Below are 17,193 nucleotides of genomic sequence, written 5' to 3'. Positions count from 1 at the left end.
GAAGCTAGCTCCAAAGCTCATGCAATTCTACCATGGGTAAGTTTGGGTAAGTTTAGTAGAACGGTAACGTCGAATTAGATTTGGATTGGGAATTAGATTTAGGTTTCGGTTTAAATGAGCAACAAGGATTTTACTTTATCCTCAACGATGAGGAAGAAAATCCAGAATTAGAAGTCGATCTCAATCTGGCTATTCCTGATTCCAAACTAACTGGTAGCTTGGCATTTTTGAAATTAGAAATTGAGGATAATAAAGAAGAGGGAGGCGACAAAACCCAATTTAATGCTAGTTTCGATATTGATTTATCGAAGCCAAAAGGTAGCGATAATCCCAATGAAGTCGGATTATTTGAAATGGCTAAACTAGAATTTGCTCCCAGTCTCACCGGTGGCGCCGACGTTAATCTCGATTTAACTGCTTCAGTGAATGGCGACCTTTTTGGCAAACCAGAATTATCGGGAGTATTCCCCGGTATTGTCAGCGACTTCGATTTAGTCTGGAATTTTGATGCGAGCAATTTATCTGAGGATAATAAAGATTTTGCAACTTTAGAAACTGTCGCCTTTAACAACGTTAACTTAGACTTGGGTTCGTTTATTTCCGACTTTTTGGGTCCAGTTGCCGAAGAGGTTAAAAAAGTAACTAAACCCATTGAACCAGTTATTGACGCTATAACCGACCCCATTCCGGTGATTTCAGATTTGGCAGGCAAAGATATTAGCTTATTAGATTTAGCCGAAGCTTTCGGTTACGCCGAAGTGGGAATGATTCGAGATATCGCTGCCATTGTTGAATTAATCAATGCCATCCCCGAAAATACAGAAAATTTACTCATTCCCCTGGGTGATTTAGAATTAGTAGGACAATCAGAAGGAGCGGGGGGAACAGTCCGTAGGTCTAGCAGTAACTCAGGTTTTAATTATCTAGACCAGATAGGCAATATTGAGGATGTTAAGGATTTCCCAGGAGTTGACCTGCAACAAACAGATGGTATTGATGGATTTATTGACGAGACCAGTGGTGGCACTAAAAGTCTACTAGAAGGGTTAAAAAATAACAAATATGGTGCTTTTGACTTCCCGATTCTCAACGATCCGTCCCAGGTATTCGGTTTATTGTTAGGGCAGCCGGCGGTTTTAGTGACCTACGATATGGAGCCTCTGGACTTCCAATTTGAATACGTTCAAGATTTCCCAATTTTTGGACCTCTGTGGGGCAGGATTGGTGGAGGTATTGGTGCGAGCATCGATTTGGCTTTCGGTTTCGACACTTACGGTATCCAGAAATTTGCTGAAACTGATTACGAATATCCTTTAGATATTCTCCGAGGTTTTTATGTCAGTGATGGCGCCAACCCTGATGGCAGCGGTGCTGACGTTCCGGAATTAGTTTTGTCTGGCGGTTTATATGCAGGAGCGCTGATAAATCTGGCAGTTGCAAAATTTGGAGTTACTGGCGGTGTTTATGCTAATATTGATTTTAACTTAAATGATCCCGATGCTGATGGCCGAGTCCGTATTGAGGAGATTTTAAACAATATATACTTGGGAGCTAACAGCGGTGGTAACTTCTTGACGGAAAATCCTATTACCGCAGTCTTTGATGTCAGTGGTAAGGTGGAAGCTAAGTTAAAGTGGTTTATTGAGGTATTATTTAGTTTTAAGAAGGAAGGACAAATCGGACCGTCGATACCCCTACTAGATTTTGACTTGACAATGGAACGCCCAGAAGTATTGGCAAGCCAAATCGGTGGTGGTGAGTTGCGGTTGAATGCGGGTAACTTTGCAGGCGATCGCCTCCATCAAAATACTGAGGATGCAGCCGAAAACTTTACTATTCGTCAAGAAGGTGGAAATATAATTGTTTCCTCCTTTGGCAACACCCAAACCTATAAAGATGTAACTAATATTGTAGTCGAAAGCGGGGAGGGTGATGACGTATTAGTATTTAATAACGTTAGCATTCCAGTAGAAATAGATGCTGGTCCGGGTAACGATTTTGTAGATTTCCGGGGTTCAGATAACAGTAATATTACTGTTATCGGTGGTTTGGGCGACGATACTGTTCATGGTGGCGGTGGCAGCGATAGCCTCCTGGGCGGTAAAGGTACAGACCATATAACTGGTGGCGGTGGAGAAGACTTTGTTGATGGAGGTGAGGGAGCGGATATCCTCAGCGGTGATAGTGGTAATCCTGGTCAGGATACAATTTATGGTGGTGCAGGCGATGATACCATCGGTGGCGGTGGCAACATAGATTATATAGATGGGGGTGAGGGCAACGATATTATTTGGGGCGACTCTTCCTATGATGAAATAGATACGAGAACTAATGCTCCAGCGGGAACTGAGGCAGCAGATACGATTGTCGGTGGAGAAGGCAAGGATACGATTTATGGTGAAGGCGGAACAGATTTAATCGGCGGTGGTATTGATGCCGATTTAATTGAGGGTAATAGTGGGGAAGATGAGATTTGGGGCGATTCCGAATTTGAAGTTGATGGTACGCGAGTTGCACCTTTGCCTCGTGAAGGAGGACGAGATACTATTTCTGGTGGTGAAGATAGCGATCTGATTTACGGAGAAAATGGCAGCGATTACATTCATGGTAACGCTGGGGATGATACAGTTAAAGGTGGTTTTGGTACTGATACCATTTACGGCGATGATGATAATGATTTGCTCGAAGGAGAAGGGGACGCCGATTTGATATTTGGTAACGCTGGGAACGACAAAGTAATCGGTCAGCAGGGTAATGATATCCTCTTTGGTGACAGTGGTAATGCCGGAGATACCACGATAGTTACTGAAGTAGATATGGCAACTGATGGCAATGATACTATTGATGGTGGTTCCGAAGACGATATCGCTTTCGGTGGCGCTGGTGAGGATTTGATTATTGGTGACGAAACTGAGAATAATGAACTCAGTGGCAAAGATGTTCTTTTCGGTGACGGCGGTCGCGCGATTATCGAAGAATATCAGTTTAAAACCATTGAAACTATCGATCCAGAATTTGGTGGTAATGATGAGATTATAGCAAGTAGTGGCGACGATATTGCCTTTGGTGGTGCGGGTGATGATACTATGCACGGAGCTTATGCCGCATCGATCGCTGTGAGAGAAGAAGCATCCGACGAAGATATTCTCTTGGGCGATAATGGTAAAATTGCTTTTGTTGATGGTCAAGTAACGAGAATCGAAACTACGGAACCAGCATCGGGCGGTAACGATAACATCAAAGGTAACGAAGGCGAAGATGCAATCTTAGGTGGTGCTGGTAACGATAGTATATCTGGCAACCAAGACCGGGATATAGTTTTGGGCGATAACGGTGTTGTAGTTAGGGATGACGGCAGCGCAGAAGCTAACGATGTCTTCTCTACATTCCCTGGTAATAATGGAGAGGATTACATCGAAGGTAACGAAGGCGACGACATTCTCATTGGTGGGGACGGTAGCGACACTATCTCTGGTAATGAAGGCGAGGATGTGGCAGCGGGAGACCATGCCTATATCCAGAGAAATGCAGAGAATATCGTCGAGCGGACTACTACCATTGCTGAAGACGTCGGCGGTAACGACAGTATTAAGGGGAACGCGGGGGACGATATGCTCATAGGTGGTTTCGGTGATGACATAATAGCAGGAAATGCAGATAAGGATATTATTTTGGGAGACAACGGTCGGGTTGTCAAGAATGACGGCAGTGAAGAAGCTAACGATATTATCAGTCAGTCTCCAACTTTGGGAGGAGAGGATACCATCAGCGGAAATGAGGGCGACGATATTATTCTTGGTGGTTCCGGTGGTAAGGACACTACTGGGGTTGGTGGCGATCTCTTGAGCGGTAATGTTGGAAATGATATAGTTGTCGGCGATAACGCCAAAATTATCCGCAACGAAAATGAGGCAACAGAAAAAATTGCAACTATTTTCCCGACAGACGGAGGAGACGATAGCATTGAAGGCAATAAAGACGACGATGCCCTCATCGGTGGTTTTGGGATCGATACCATCCAAGGAGGAGAAGGCAAGGATATTGGTTTGGGCGATAACGGTAAATTAGACTATACCATTGATGGCGATATCAATACGCTCAACTTAGTCTCGACTAAAAACCCAACTGCTGGTCATCGCGACTTTATATATGGTGGTAACGGTAACGATATGCTTTTTGGCGGAACCAAGGGCGATGAAATACACGCTGGTGCTGACCAAGATTTAGTATTCGGCGACCACGGGAAAGCAGAAGGAGTTATTGACCTAGCAGCATTACCGCTTAACCAGGCAAAGCCACCATTTACATTTACAGCAATCGATATTTTAACCGCAGATGAGGGTGGGAATGAACTAATCCACGGGGATGAGGGCGACGACATTATTTTAGGTCAGCAGGGAGAGGATACTTTGTATGGCGACGGTGGCGAAGACGATATTATTGGCGGTCACAACGTCGCTGGTGGTCACGATGAGACTGATTACATTGATGGTGGCGAGGAGGACGATGCGATAGCTGGTGATAATGCTTCGATATTACGACGTCCTGATGCCCTCAGTCCCCGAATGAGGAGTCTTAGTGGTGATGTTATTTACGATGCGCAAGGTAATGCCTTAGTTACAGACGAAGCACAAGGCAACCCTGATGCTAAAACTGAACGGGATATTCAGTTATTAGACCACACGAGAACTACTGATGCGAATAAGTTTGGGGCGGATATTATTGCTGGTGGTGCTGACAATGACATTATCTTGGGTCAACTAGGTAAAGATAAAATCCAGGGTGATAGTTCTATTGATGAAACTATAAGCGCTACAAATCCATCGGTGAGCGCAGATAGTGATGGCGATGATTATATTGAAGGCGGTGGTGATGAAGACCTGATATTTGGTAACTCTGGTCGCGACGACATTATTGGGGACAGTTCTAGTCTTTTCGGTAATGATACCTCTGAAAAACGTCCGGCAGGTAAAGATTTAATCTTTGGTGGTTCTGGTCTGCAAACAGAACGGAATGATTTCGGCGACCAATCTGAGGAAGGTCATAGTCGGGATAGTGATGTAATCATTGGTGACAATGGCAATATTTATCGTATAGTTGGGACTAACGGCACGGATAGCGGGGCGTATCTAACATTTACTTACGACATTTATAGTGATTCTCAGCGACTTGTACCTAGGGCGGTGGAACTGATGGATTACATTCCTGGCGGTAACGCTAACTTGGGAGCAGATGATTTGATTTACGGTGAGGCCGGGGATGATGAAATTTATGGCATGACTGGTAACGACGTAATTTTCGGCAACGCTCAGGATGACAATATTATGGGCGGCATCGGACATGACCGCATTTATGGCGGTACTGGGGAAGATGGTATTTTGGGGGATGATGGTTTCATTTTCATCAACCGCAACGGTAAAGAAGAGACCCTCTACGGTATCGACGTAGTAACTCAGCAAAGTAGTATTAATTTGCCAGGACCGTTTATTGGAGCGGTTATCAATATTAGCGAACGTCTTAACAAACAAGCCCGTTTGCTCGCTTTTGAATCTGGCGGCAACGATGTTATTTACGGCGGTTTGGGCGATGACTTCCTCCACGGCGGAGCAGCAGACGACGCGATTTCTGGTGCAGAAGCTCTCGCTAACTTCTACAATGCCGATCCAGTAAGTGACTTTAATCCTTTGGCTTACGATCCTGCATCTCGCAAGTTCTTTGCTTACGACGCTGAGAACCCACGAGTGAAAATAGAAGATTTCTTACTGAACTTTGAGGCAACTGATGCAGCAGGTGAAAAGATAGATGACGGTAAAGACCGCATTTTTGGAGATTTAGGTAACGACTGGTTGGTAGGCGGAACCAGCAACGATAGGATGTTTGGTGGTTTAGGTGACGACTTGTTAAATGCTGATGACAACCACGACAGCAACGATGGTTTGAATAATAGTCCCGACGAACCAGAATTTGCCGATGCCGATTTTGCCTACGGTGGAGGTGGTTTAGATGTAATGATTGCTAATACTGGAGGCGATCGTCTATTTGACTGGTCTGGGGAGTTTAACAGTTTCCTAGTTCCTTTCAGTCCCTTCGGTCAGCCAACCATAGTCCGTTCCCCTTCTCCTCATGTCGTCGAGTTTCTCTTTGAGTTGGGCCAAGCAAGTGGTAGCGATCGCAATTTAACCGAACCCTACGGCGAACTCGGTCTAGTAACCCAAAAAGACGACCTCTGGGGGGAACAACAGGGTTCTCCTCGCGACCCACAACCAGGTAACATACCAGGAGTCCAGCGAGATACCCAAGGTAGTCCCGAAGAAGCACCGACCACAGGCAACCAGGGAAGTAATGGCAATGGCAATCAATCTTCTGATTCGGGTAACTCTAATCAGGGAAGTAATGGCAATGGCAATCAATCTTCTGATTCGGGTAACTCTAACCAGGGCAACAACCAAGGCAAAAATAATAACTCCGATGAAGACCAAGAGGGTTCTGAGTTTGACGACATACTCATCGGCGGTCAAAGTAATAATGCCATTAACGGTTTAGGCGGTTCAGACTATATCGATGGTCGCCAGGGCGATGATGTGATTGACGGTGGTAGCGGTAACGATAGTATCAAAAGCGGTTCGGGGGATGACTCGGTTATCGGTGGAGATAATAACGACCTTATTAATGCAGGTTCAGGTAAAGATAGTGTTAAAGGTGGAGCTGGGAACGACGAAATAGCTGGGGATGCGAATAACGATTTATTAGAAGGGGAGGCCGGTAACGATGGAATCTCCGGCGGTGCTGGCGCTGACGTTATTAATGGCGGTCTTGGCAACGATTTGCTGGGAGGCGATGCGGGCAACGATACCATTGATGGGGAAGAGGGCGACGATCTATTATTAGGAGATAGCGGTAACGACGAACTCTTCGGAGGCGAGGGAGAAGATACTTTAGTTGCCAAGTCTGGCAATAATGTTTTGGATGGTGGTTTGGGTAGCGATCGTTTGTATGGTGGTTCTGGTCGCGATACCTTTGTTTTAGGAGTTGGTCGTGGGCTAGATATTATTTATAACTATGACGAACGCAAGGACACCCTCACTTATATTGATGGTTTGAAGAATAAAGACATTTCTTTGGAGACGGACTCGGAAACTGGGGATACTATTATTACTTACAAACCCACCGGAGAAGTTTTAGCTATTCTCAAGGATGAAAATGCTGATGTGTCAGAGTTTGTGTTACCTGAAATAGCTGTTATTCCAGATACAACACCTGAGTTGCCAACTCAAGAGGAGGAGGAAGAAACAAAGTCCGAACAGCCAAAAGATGGCGAGTCGAGTGGTGAAAATCCTAACTCAGAATCAGAAGATAATGAGTCGGTTACTGAAAATCCTAACTTAGAATCAGAAAATCCTAACTCAGAATCAGAAAATAATGAGTCGGTTACTGAAAATCCCAACTTAGAATCAGAAAATGATGAGTCGGTAGCAGAAAATCCTGACTCAGAATCAGAAGATGATGAGTCAGTGACTGAAAACCCCAACTTAGAGTCAGAAGATAATGAGTCAGTGACTGAAAATCCTAACTCAGAATCAGAAGATAATGAGTCGGTTACTGAAAACCCTAACTTAGAATCAGAAAATAATGAGTCGGTTACTGAAAACCCCAACTTAGAATCAGAAAATAATGAGTCGGTGAATGAAAATCCCAACTCAGAATCAGAAGATGATGAGTCAGTTACGGCAAATCCTAACTCAGAAGATGATGAGTCGGTTACGGAAAATCCCGAATCAGAATCAGAAGGCGAGATTCCCGTAGAAGAAGGAACCATTGACAGTAAAGAAATATATACAGTCATTATTGAATCAGCATCCAGGGAAAGCTCAATCAGTCAGCTACAAGCAGTCGCTTCACTACCGACGATACCTCTACTCAGTCCTGAAGCAATCATCCTTCGACAGCAACAAGTGATCGCTAATGTCGTCATCGGTGAAGCAGAAAGCGATCAACATTTAGGCAGCGATCGCGACGATAGGATAAGCAGTTTCGGCGGTCACGATTTCATAGTCGCCAACCGAGGCAGGGATATAGTTGAATCTGGCCTCGGTGACGATACCGTTCATGGTGGCAAAGACAACGATGTCATTAACGGCGAAAACGGTAACGACCTCATCTACGGCGATCTCGGTTCAGATACCCTATTTGGCCAACAAGGTAACGATACCATATACGGCGACAACGAAAATGTATCTGGTAGTGCTAACAACAATGACCTTATTTACGGAGGAGAAGGAAACGATATTATCAACGGCAATCGAGGCAACGATATTATCCAGGGAGGGAAAGGAAACGACACTCAACATGGTGGAAAAGGAGATGATCTAATAGAGGGAGGAGAAGGAGACGATGTACTATGGGGAGACAAAGGTAACGATACTATTAATGGCGGTATCGGCGATAATACCCTCACTGGAGGTAGTGGCAGAGATAGTTTTATCTTGACAGCAGATGCTAGCAACAACCTGATTACCGACTTTGTGCCAGGTATCGACTCCATAGAATTAATCGTTGAGGATAGTAGCGTCACTTTAGATCGCTTAGAAATAGAAACTGGCGAATCTGGTGCGGTTCTCAAGCTAAATGGTGAAATAGTCGCCATTTTAGAAGGCATTGATGCTGAGTCTATAACCCTGGAGGATTTGAATCTCAGTATCCATTAATGATATCAAATCCGGTAGTATCGGTAGCATTCAGTCCCTATAGGGGTTTGGTCTCCAAACCCTCTACCAACTAAGATTTTTCGCTCTTTTCTGATGGTATAACTGAACTTCCCCTTTGACAAAACGCCATAATGTATGCTGTACAAGAGATAGGTCGAATTGTCCACCCCTATTTACTGGGTACAATATAAATAAATTGTTAAATTATCTAGTAAATCTAACACTTTGTGTTGTGGTGAGCGTGAGTCGAAATACATGATTATATTTTAGCAGATATTCCCTGTGAGTCTTTGTTAATAAATATTACAGAATTACATATCTACGTCCAGAAAAGGCGATAGCTCTTTTCTATGATTGATAAGGGTTTCAGAGTTTTATAGTACATTTTGCGGGGGGGGGAGTTCAGTGATATTACTATGGCAGAAAAATCAAGGAACAATTATTATTCTTGCTTTCTCTGTCTTCCCACCCTCCCCATACTTTCCACACTCTGTTTTTTCAGCAAACCCTATTTAGATCTATAATTAGCGACTGACTCTACTAATCCCAGGGCAATAAAATTACTCAATAAAGCTGATCGCCCATAACTAAGTAAAGGTAGGGGGATACCAGTCACCGGAGCCAGACCAATATTCATACCAATATTCACAAAAACTTGGAATATTACCATTGATAATACTCCAATAGCGAGCAAAGAACCAAAATTATCTTTAGCAATCTGAGCAATAATCACCAAACGCATACATATAAACCAAAAAGCCAAGAGTACAAGAACACAACCAACAAAACCCAACTCTTCACCAATAGCCGAGAAAATAAAATCTGTATGTTGCTCTGGAATAAAATTCAATTGAGTTTGAGTACCTTGATATAACCCTCTGCCAAAAAGTTGTCCAGAACCAATAGCAATTCGAGATTGAATCAAATGATATCCTGTACCCAAAGGGTCTTGTTCCGGGTGCAGAAATCCTGTTAATCTATCCTTTTGATAATCCTTGAGCAAACCCCATAATATTTGTCCTACACTTGCAGAAGCAATATTAATTCCGGCCAGTATAGGTGTCCATAACCAACCCAAAGGTAGAGTTCGCCAAGCGATAAAGGCCATTAGACTTATCCAGGCAATCCAAACGGGGAAATAGACGCTGTAAAGAACAACTGAGAATATGGGAGAGATAAGTAATATTAACCATCCAGGATTAACATTACCCCAGTAAAGTATTCCCATAGTAATTGCAGCAAATATTAATGAAGTACCCAGATTAGGTTCTAAAAAAACTAATAACCAGGGAACTGCTGTAATCATAAGAACCTTAAAAAAGTCAAATATTTTTACCTTAGTTTTAGTAGAAAGTATTGCTGATAAAGTAATAATTACTCCTACCTTGGCAAATTCCGAAGGTTGAACGTGGAAGCCTGCAACATTAATCCAGCGTTGTGCCCCTAGAGCTGAAGTACCGATAAACTGTACAGCAACTAGGCAAATATTAGTCAAAACATAAATTACCCATTTCCAGTTAAGCAAGACTTCATAGCGAAAACGAGCAATAATTAAGGCTAAAATTAAACCCACTCCTCCTGTCAGCCAATGCTGAAACCAGTCTGTTAGACCCTGATTTCTTTCCACACTTTGGATCATAACTCCGCCAAAGATAGTCATTCCTATATATACCAATAGCAAAGAGAAATCTATATTTTGCCAGTGGGAAAGAGGTGATTTTCGACGATTTCTTAACACTAATTTTTGAGTCATATTGTAATGTTTAGATAATTTAAACTTTTGAATATTTCTGATAGTTTATACATCCACCTGAGTCGATTCTCTGCATAAATTTAATTTTTACTTGGTGAAATTCTATACCTATGCTATAACTTTCGTCTTACTTTTGAATTTTGACTTAATACATCAAAAGTGACATATTAAGCATAAATACTTACTGAATCATTAAATCCTATTGACTGCTATAACTTTCGTCTTACTTTTGAATTTTGAATTTTGAATTGATACTTTGTATTACACTTTGTTCTACGAGATGTATGATTAAAGGAACCGCCCGAACTAAAAAGGTCCGGGCGGGTTGTGGTGTGAGGAGTGAAAGAAACAAAAAATATATTTTTTGTTTCCTGTCTCTATTGTGACATTTTCCTTCAAATAATTCTAGGATAATCTAGAACTTTAACACCCACACTTTAAGTTTTCTCAAGGGTGTGAGACATCTTAAAGTTTTCTTAGGCCGGAAAATCTACTTACCCATTCCCAATTTTTGGGCTTTTTGATAAACCTTACCCTCAGTTAATAAGGAAGGAGCAATTACGACCTCAACCTGCTGCATTTCTTTCAAGTCCCTAGCACCCAAAGTTCCCATGCTAGTCTTGAGAGCGCCCAACAAATTATGAGTACCATCGTCCAATTGTGCTGGGCCACACATAATTTGTTTGATGGTTCCAGTCGTACCTACCTGAATCCGAGTACCACGGGGTAATACTGGACTAGGAGTAGCCATACCCCAATGATAACCACGTCCAGGTGCTTCAATGGCCCTAGCGATGGGTGAACCAATCATCACACTATCAGCACCACAGGCAATACATTTGCAAATATCACCACCAGTAACTAAACCCCCATCAGCAATAACTGGGACATATTTTCCAGTTACTTGATAATAATCATTTCGGGCTGCTGCACAGTCTGCAACTGCTGTTGCTTGGGGAACTCCGACCCCTAAAACGCCACGAGATGTACAAGCTGCACCAGGGCCAATACCAACTAGAACTCCTGCTGCTCCTGCTTTCATCAAATTTAAAGCCACTTCATAGGTAACACAATTACCCAAAATTACAGGCATAGGCATTTCTTGACAAAATTGAACTAAGTCAAGAGTAGGCATAGATTCAGGTGACTGAAATGCTGTGGACACAACTGTGGCCTGAACAAAGAATAGGTCTGCACCAGCATCAGCCACTACTTTTCCATATTTCATTGCTCCAGCAGGAGTTAAGCTTACTGCTGCAATACCACCCTGGCTTTTTATTTCTTTAATTCTCTGAGAAATTAAATCTGGCTGGATTGAGGCTGCATAAAGTTCCTGCATTAAACCCACAAATTCATCTTTACCCACAGAGCTAATTTTTTCTAATATTGGTACTGGATTAGCATAGCGAGTTTGAATACCCTCTAAGTTGAGGACTCCCATTGCTCCTAGCTCTGATAAAAGAACGGCCATTTTGACATCAACTACTCCGTCCATGGCACTAGCAATAATTGGTATTTCTTTTTCAATACCACCAATGCTCCATCTAGTGTCTGTTAGACTTGGATCGATTGTCTTTTGCCCAGGGGCTAGAGCTATTTCATCAATTCCGTAGGCTCTACGAGCTACTTTTCCACGTCCAATAATTATATCCACTGCTTTTTCCAACTCCCAAAACGATTTTTGTTAGGGTATCAAATTAAGAGGGTTATTGGTCATTTCAGTTATCAGTTATCACTTATCAGTACCTATCTAGTATAGTTATCCCTTACCCATAACTCCTGAAACCCTTGTGGGGAGACGGGAGCAGCCAGCAGGGGAGAAAGAAGAAAATATCATAGTAGCTAAGTAAAACCACTTAAGCGATCGCCAGAAAATGTGTTTTTTTTATACATTTTTTTCCCAAAAAAGCCGAACAAGGTCAAACTATTTATTCTACTTTCTCTCTTCCCACTCTTCCCACACTTGCTACTCCTCCCACACTCTGCTTTTTTCAGCAATCCCTACTTGTCGTTAGTAAGTCAATAGTCAAAAGTAAAGTATTTTTAAGCATATCTGGATCGTGAAAGTTTTATGATAATATTAGTTGCTTATTTAGGTCGTTTTTAATAGTTGTTAGCTATGAAATTAAAAAGATTAGGCCATGTGGCTATCTGTGTCCAAGACATTAACCAAGCAGTAGAGTTCTATAAAAATCTGGGCATGGAAGTGGCTTGGAAAGATTTTGACTGGGCATATCTTAAAGCAGGTGATGATGGACTAGCACTTTTGAGTCCTAGATATGAACAAGCAGGGCCACATTTCGGGTTTGTGTTTAGCGATCGCTCAGAGATGGAAATGGCCTATGAACAGCTCAAAGCCCAAGAAATTCCAGTCTCTCCAGTCCATGAACACCGAGATGGTACCGCTTCTTTCTATGGTAAGGACTTAGACGGCAATTGGTTTGAATATCTCTATGAACCAGCAACCGTGGTTGATAATTAGACAGCTAACTTTACATTTAGAAATGTAGTTAGTTTTTACAGTCTAAATAATATGGACTCATCTTGCTGCAGCTTAATATTTTTATTGCGTTTAATTTGGCGTAAAAAATTGGCTGTGAAGGAATTGTACAAAACTTAATTCATCCAGTATGGCGACATGAGGAGAATATCAGAAAAAACTTTAATCACAGTTTGCCCTATTAATGAATACTCTGATTGAATAGAATACAAAAGATGATACCTTGTATAAATAATATCATGCCTTATTTATGGGTATATTGTAAAATATAGCTTTAGGATATTTTTCAAAATCTATCTAGTTTAGAAAAATATGGTATCTTAAAAATTTGATTAACTCCTGTACCAAATAATGGGATAATTTAATTTACTAAAGTAAAAATAATTTAAGGATTATTAAGAAATGTCAGCAGCAGAACCAGTAACCGATAGTAGTTTCCAGGAAGAAGTGCTTGAGAGTGAGCTTCCAGTTTTAGTAGATTTCTGGGCACCTTGGTGTGGGCCGTGCAGGATGGTAACTCCTGTAGTCGATGAAATCTCAGTTCAATATGAAGGAAAAATCAAAGTAGTTAAAGTGAACACGGACGAAAATCCTAATGTAGCAAGCCAGTATGGAATTCGTAGTATTCCTACTTTGATGATTTTTAAGGCAGGTCAAAGAGTTGATATGGTCGTGGGTGCTGTTCCTAAGACTACATTAACTAAAACTCTAGAAAAGCATTTGGATGGATGATTGAACAAAACTTTTTTAATGAATATCTAGAAAGTAGAAAGTTTTTAAATCATTCTCTGTATTTACACACAAGAAAATTTAATATTATAGGGATAATTTAGGAATGTCAGTATTAACAGTAACTGATAGTAGTTTTAACCAACAAGTGCTTGAGAGTGAGCTTCCAGTTCTAGTAGATTTTTGGGCACCTTGGTGCGGTCCATGTAGGATGGTGGCTCCTGTAGTTGAAGAAATAGCAAAGCAATATCAAGGACAAATAACAGTATTGAAGCTGAATACGGATGAAAATCCTAATGTAGCAAGCCAGTATGGAATTCGTAGTATTCCTACTTTGATGATTTTTAAGGAAGGACAAAGAGTTGATATGGTCGTGGGTGCTGTTCCCAAAACTACATTAGCTAATACTGTAGAAAAGTACATCAGTAAATAGATTTAACAATTTTTTATAATGTAATGAATATATAGAAAGTTTTTAAATCATTGTATTTACACACAAGAAAAATCAATATTATTAAGGATTACTTAGGAATGTCAGTATTAACAGTAACTGATAGTAGTTTTAACCAACAAGTGCTTGAGAGTGAGCTTCCAGTTCTAGTAGATTTTTGGGCACCTTGGTGCGGTCCATGCAAAATGGTGGCTCCTGTAGTTGAAGAAATATCACAACAATTTGAAGGACAAATCAAAGTAGTTAAAGTAAACACGGACGAAAATCCTAATGTAGCAAGTCAGTATGGGATTCGTAGTATTCCTACCTTAATGATTTTTAAGGGAGGACAGAGAGTTGATATGGTTGTGGGTGCTGTTCCTAAAAGTACACTGGCTAGCACTGTGGAAAAATACATTGGATAGTCCATGGTAATGGTTTTTTGAGTAAAATGGGAAGTAAAGTAATGGGGAGGTGGGGTGAGGATGGCGAGTATTTTTCGCGCTCTGCAATATTTTTAGGCTTTTAAAAAGTACGAGGTTTTCGATACCGAAAATTAAGGTATAAAGCCTCTCCATTCATGGAGAAAAAGCCCTCGCTCTTTGAAGTAGGGCATATCCAGCCTACCAAAAAAAGACAAAAATTCCTTTTACCCAATCCTCTTCTATATAAAAAGAGATAATAATTAATGGTTAATTATTAATTATTGAATAGCTGCCAAAAGTTAACATTTTAAGTAGCACAGGATTTGATATGCTCACATTTCCCACACTTTCCCAACTTTGCTTTTTTCAGCAAACCCTATTTAGTTTCCGATAATCTATAAATTCAAAATTTATGTGGAAACATGCAATCATTACAGGTGGCTCTAGTGGCATTGGTAAAGAAATAGCTAAACTTTTAGCTGGTGAAGGAAGTAATATATCAATTATTGCTCGTAATTCTCAAAAATTAGAAGTAGCAAAAGTTGAAATAACTACTCATGTGGTTAATCTAGAGCAAAAAATTATTACTATTTCCGCTGATGTTGCTAATAGATTAGAAGTAGAAAATGCAATTTACCAAGCTACAAAAGAAGTAGGTATTCCTGATTTATTAATTACTGCTGCGGGTATTTCTTATCCTGGTTATTTTCGGGAGTTACCAATAGAAATATTTGAACAAACAATGGCAATTAATTATTTTGGTTCTCTTTATTCTGTGCGTGCTGTTTTGCCAGTAATGGAACCAGAAAAAAAAGGGCACATAGTTATGATTTCTTCTGGTGCTGGTTTAATTGGAATTTATGGTTATACTCCCTATTGTCCTAGTAAGTTTGCGATTAGAGGTTTAGCAGAATCTTTACGGGGAGAGTTAAAGTTATCTGGAATTTCTGTTTCTGTAGTTTATCCTCCAGATACAGATACACCACAATTAGAGGAAGAGAATAAAACTAAGCCTTTGGAAACTAATTATATTACTGCTACTTCTGGGTTATGGAGTGCGGTAGATATGGCTAGAGAAATATTGCGGGGAATGAGAAAAAATAGTTTTGTTATTACTCCAGGTTTAGAAATGACTTTGTTAGAGAAGTTGCATAGTTTATTAGCTCCAATAATTCAATGGTATATGGATTTAATTGTGATGAAAACTATAAAGAGCGAAAACACTATAAAGAGCGAAAACTCCTAGCTTGCACAGGGTTTGGAGACCAAATCCCTACAGGGATTTGATTCTACGGAATACTACCGTGTTTTCTCTAATTCGGTATAAAAAAATGTTCTATTTTCAACTATTACCAAATCTCCTTACGCAATGTTACCAAGAAACCGGGTTTATTACTGCGATCTTGTTGTTCAAACGACTAGATTTCGTTGATAAACTCGGTTTCTGCGTAAGTCCTGACTCTTTATTACACCGATACTATCGAATTTGATATTAATTCAGCTATCAGCTTTTGACATTCTACGTTAAAATTCCCTGACTGCTGACTTGCTAAATTGCTGATTGCTGAATTGTTAATTATTTATTTAATTTATTCATCATTTTCATTACTTCCTCATAATCCTCATTTTGTCCTTTTTGTTGATAAAATTCAGCAGCTTTTTGAAAGTCATCTATTCCGCCTTCATAATCTTCATTGAAATAACGAATCATACCGCGATTATAATAAGTTTTAGCATCTGTAGGCTCAAGTTTAATAGCCTCTGTATAATCGTCTATCGCCTGCTGATAATCCCCTATTTCATAATTAGAAATACCTCGATTATGATAAGCATCTGCATCTTGAGGATTAATCTTAATAGCTTCAGTAAAATCGGCGATCGCTCCATAAAATTCCTTAATTTCATAAAGACAAATACCTCGATTGTTATAAGCATCTGCATCTTTAGGGTTAGCTTCTATAACTACAGTAAAATCTGCAATAGCAAGTTTGTAATCTTTCATAACATGATAAAGACGTCCTCTGTTATGACAGAAATTAGGATTAGAAGGCTCTATTTTAATCGCAGTAGTAAAATCAGCAAGTGCTTCTTGATAATTTTCTATACGGGAATGAGCAACTCCTCGTTGATTGAAATAGTCGGCAGCTTCATCGGGATTATGTCGAAGTCCTTCTGTAAAGTCAGCGATCGCCTCCTGATAATTTCCCTGTTGAGAAAGTATTTTACCTCGCTGATAGTAGAGAAGAGGTTCATTAGGATTTTGTTGGAGTGTTTTTGTTAAATCATCGATGGTTTTTTGCGAATATTCCTCCTGAGACGGAATTTGTTCTTGTTGGGAGTAAGAAGCGCTATCTTGGGAACTAATAACACCAGTCTGAAGGGTTTGTATTATAGTATTTTCTATAGATAAATCGGCAGATTTTTCAGCCTCCACATCAGTTGTAGTTGCTGGTGCGACAGTATCTTCTGAAGATTTTTCTTCAACAACATCAGTTGCAGCATCGGCAGATTTTTCTTCAACAACATCAGTTGCAGCATCGGCAGATTTTTCTTCAACAACATCAGTTGTAGTCTCTACAGCTTTTTCTTCAACAACATCAGTTGTAGTCTCTACAGCTTTTTCTTCAACAACATCAGTTGTAGTCTCTACA

9 protein-coding genes are annotated in these 17,193 nt (G+C 40.7%); 6 read left to right on the top strand and 3 right to left on the bottom strand.

Annotation, left to right across the window (positions count from 1 at the left end; genetic code table 11):
* The first annotated feature begins 80 nt into the window (after nucleotides 1-80).
* Nucleotides 81-8,705, top strand: coding sequence for a calcium-binding protein (locus tag VKJ25_RS02640; protein WP_324235074.1), 8,625 nt, complete (start codon nucleotides 81-83; stop codon nucleotides 8,703-8,705).
* 508 nt (nucleotides 8,706-9,213) lie between these two features.
* Here the strand turns inward: VKJ25_RS02640 and rodA are convergent.
* On the bottom strand, nucleotides 9,214-10,458 hold the full coding sequence (gene rodA / locus VKJ25_RS02635) for a rod shape-determining protein RodA (protein ID WP_324235073.1): 1,245 nt from the start codon (nucleotides 10,456-10,458) through the stop codon (nucleotides 9,214-9,216).
* 490 nt (nucleotides 10,459-10,948) lie between these two features.
* Nucleotides 10,949-12,112, bottom strand: a complete 1,164-nt coding sequence (locus tag VKJ25_RS02630; protein WP_324235072.1) for a GuaB3 family IMP dehydrogenase-related protein — start codon at nucleotides 12,110-12,112, stop codon at nucleotides 10,949-10,951.
* Nucleotides 12,113-12,577: 465 nt separating this feature from the next.
* Between VKJ25_RS02630 and VKJ25_RS02625 the strand changes: the two genes are divergently transcribed.
* The 5 genes from VKJ25_RS02625 (at nucleotide 12,578) to VKJ25_RS02605 (ending at nucleotide 15,788) form a co-directional block, all read left to right on the top strand.
* Nucleotides 12,578-12,940 (top strand): VOC family protein, encoded by a 363-nt coding sequence (locus tag VKJ25_RS02625; RefSeq protein WP_324235071.1) that lies wholly within the window; start codon nucleotides 12,578-12,580, stop codon nucleotides 12,938-12,940.
* A gap of 420 nt (nucleotides 12,941-13,360) precedes the next feature.
* Nucleotides 13,361-13,690, top strand: a complete 330-nt coding sequence (gene trxA, locus VKJ25_RS02620) for a thioredoxin (RefSeq protein WP_324235070.1) — start codon at nucleotides 13,361-13,363, stop codon at nucleotides 13,688-13,690.
* 103 nt (nucleotides 13,691-13,793) lie between these two features.
* On the top strand, nucleotides 13,794-14,120 hold the full coding sequence (gene trxA / locus VKJ25_RS02615) for a thioredoxin (protein WP_324235069.1): 327 nt from the start codon (nucleotides 13,794-13,796) through the stop codon (nucleotides 14,118-14,120).
* Nucleotides 14,121-14,218: 98 nt separating this feature from the next.
* Nucleotides 14,219-14,542, top strand: a complete 324-nt coding sequence (gene trxA, locus VKJ25_RS02610) for a thioredoxin (RefSeq protein WP_324235068.1) — start codon at nucleotides 14,219-14,221, stop codon at nucleotides 14,540-14,542.
* Between the two features lie 412 nt (nucleotides 14,543-14,954).
* Nucleotides 14,955-15,788 (top strand): SDR family oxidoreductase, encoded by an 834-nt coding sequence (locus VKJ25_RS02605; RefSeq protein ID WP_324235067.1) that lies wholly within the window; start codon nucleotides 14,955-14,957, stop codon nucleotides 15,786-15,788.
* 330 nt (nucleotides 15,789-16,118) lie between these two features.
* On the opposite strand, the gene VKJ25_RS02600 is transcribed toward VKJ25_RS02605, so the two are convergent.
* On the bottom strand, nucleotides 16,119-17,193 hold a 1,075-nt coding region (locus tag VKJ25_RS02600; protein WP_324235066.1), incomplete at its 5' end, for a tetratricopeptide repeat protein.

Source organism: Okeania sp., from assembly GCF_035285525.1.
GTDB lineage: Bacteria > Cyanobacteriota > Cyanobacteriia > Cyanobacteriales > Microcoleaceae > Trichodesmium.
Note: the sequence above shows the minus strand (reverse complement) of the source record. Positions and strands in the feature narration are given on the sequence as shown.

Coding starts and splice junctions, on each gene's coding strand:
- rodA (WP_324235073.1), bottom strand. CDS start 10,458: ATGACTCAAAAATTAGTGTTAAGAAATCGTCGAAAATCACCTCTTTCC.
- VKJ25_RS02625 (WP_324235071.1), top strand. CDS start 12,578: ATGAAATTAAAAAGATTAGGCCATGTGGCTATCTGTGTCCAAGACATT.
- trxA (WP_324235070.1), top strand. CDS start 13,361: ATGTCAGCAGCAGAACCAGTAACCGATAGTAGTTTCCAGGAAGAAGTG.
- trxA (WP_324235069.1), top strand. CDS start 13,794: ATGTCAGTATTAACAGTAACTGATAGTAGTTTTAACCAACAAGTGCTT.
- trxA (WP_324235068.1), top strand. CDS start 14,219: ATGTCAGTATTAACAGTAACTGATAGTAGTTTTAACCAACAAGTGCTT.
- VKJ25_RS02605 (WP_324235067.1), top strand. CDS start 14,955: ATGTGGAAACATGCAATCATTACAGGTGGCTCTAGTGGCATTGGTAAA.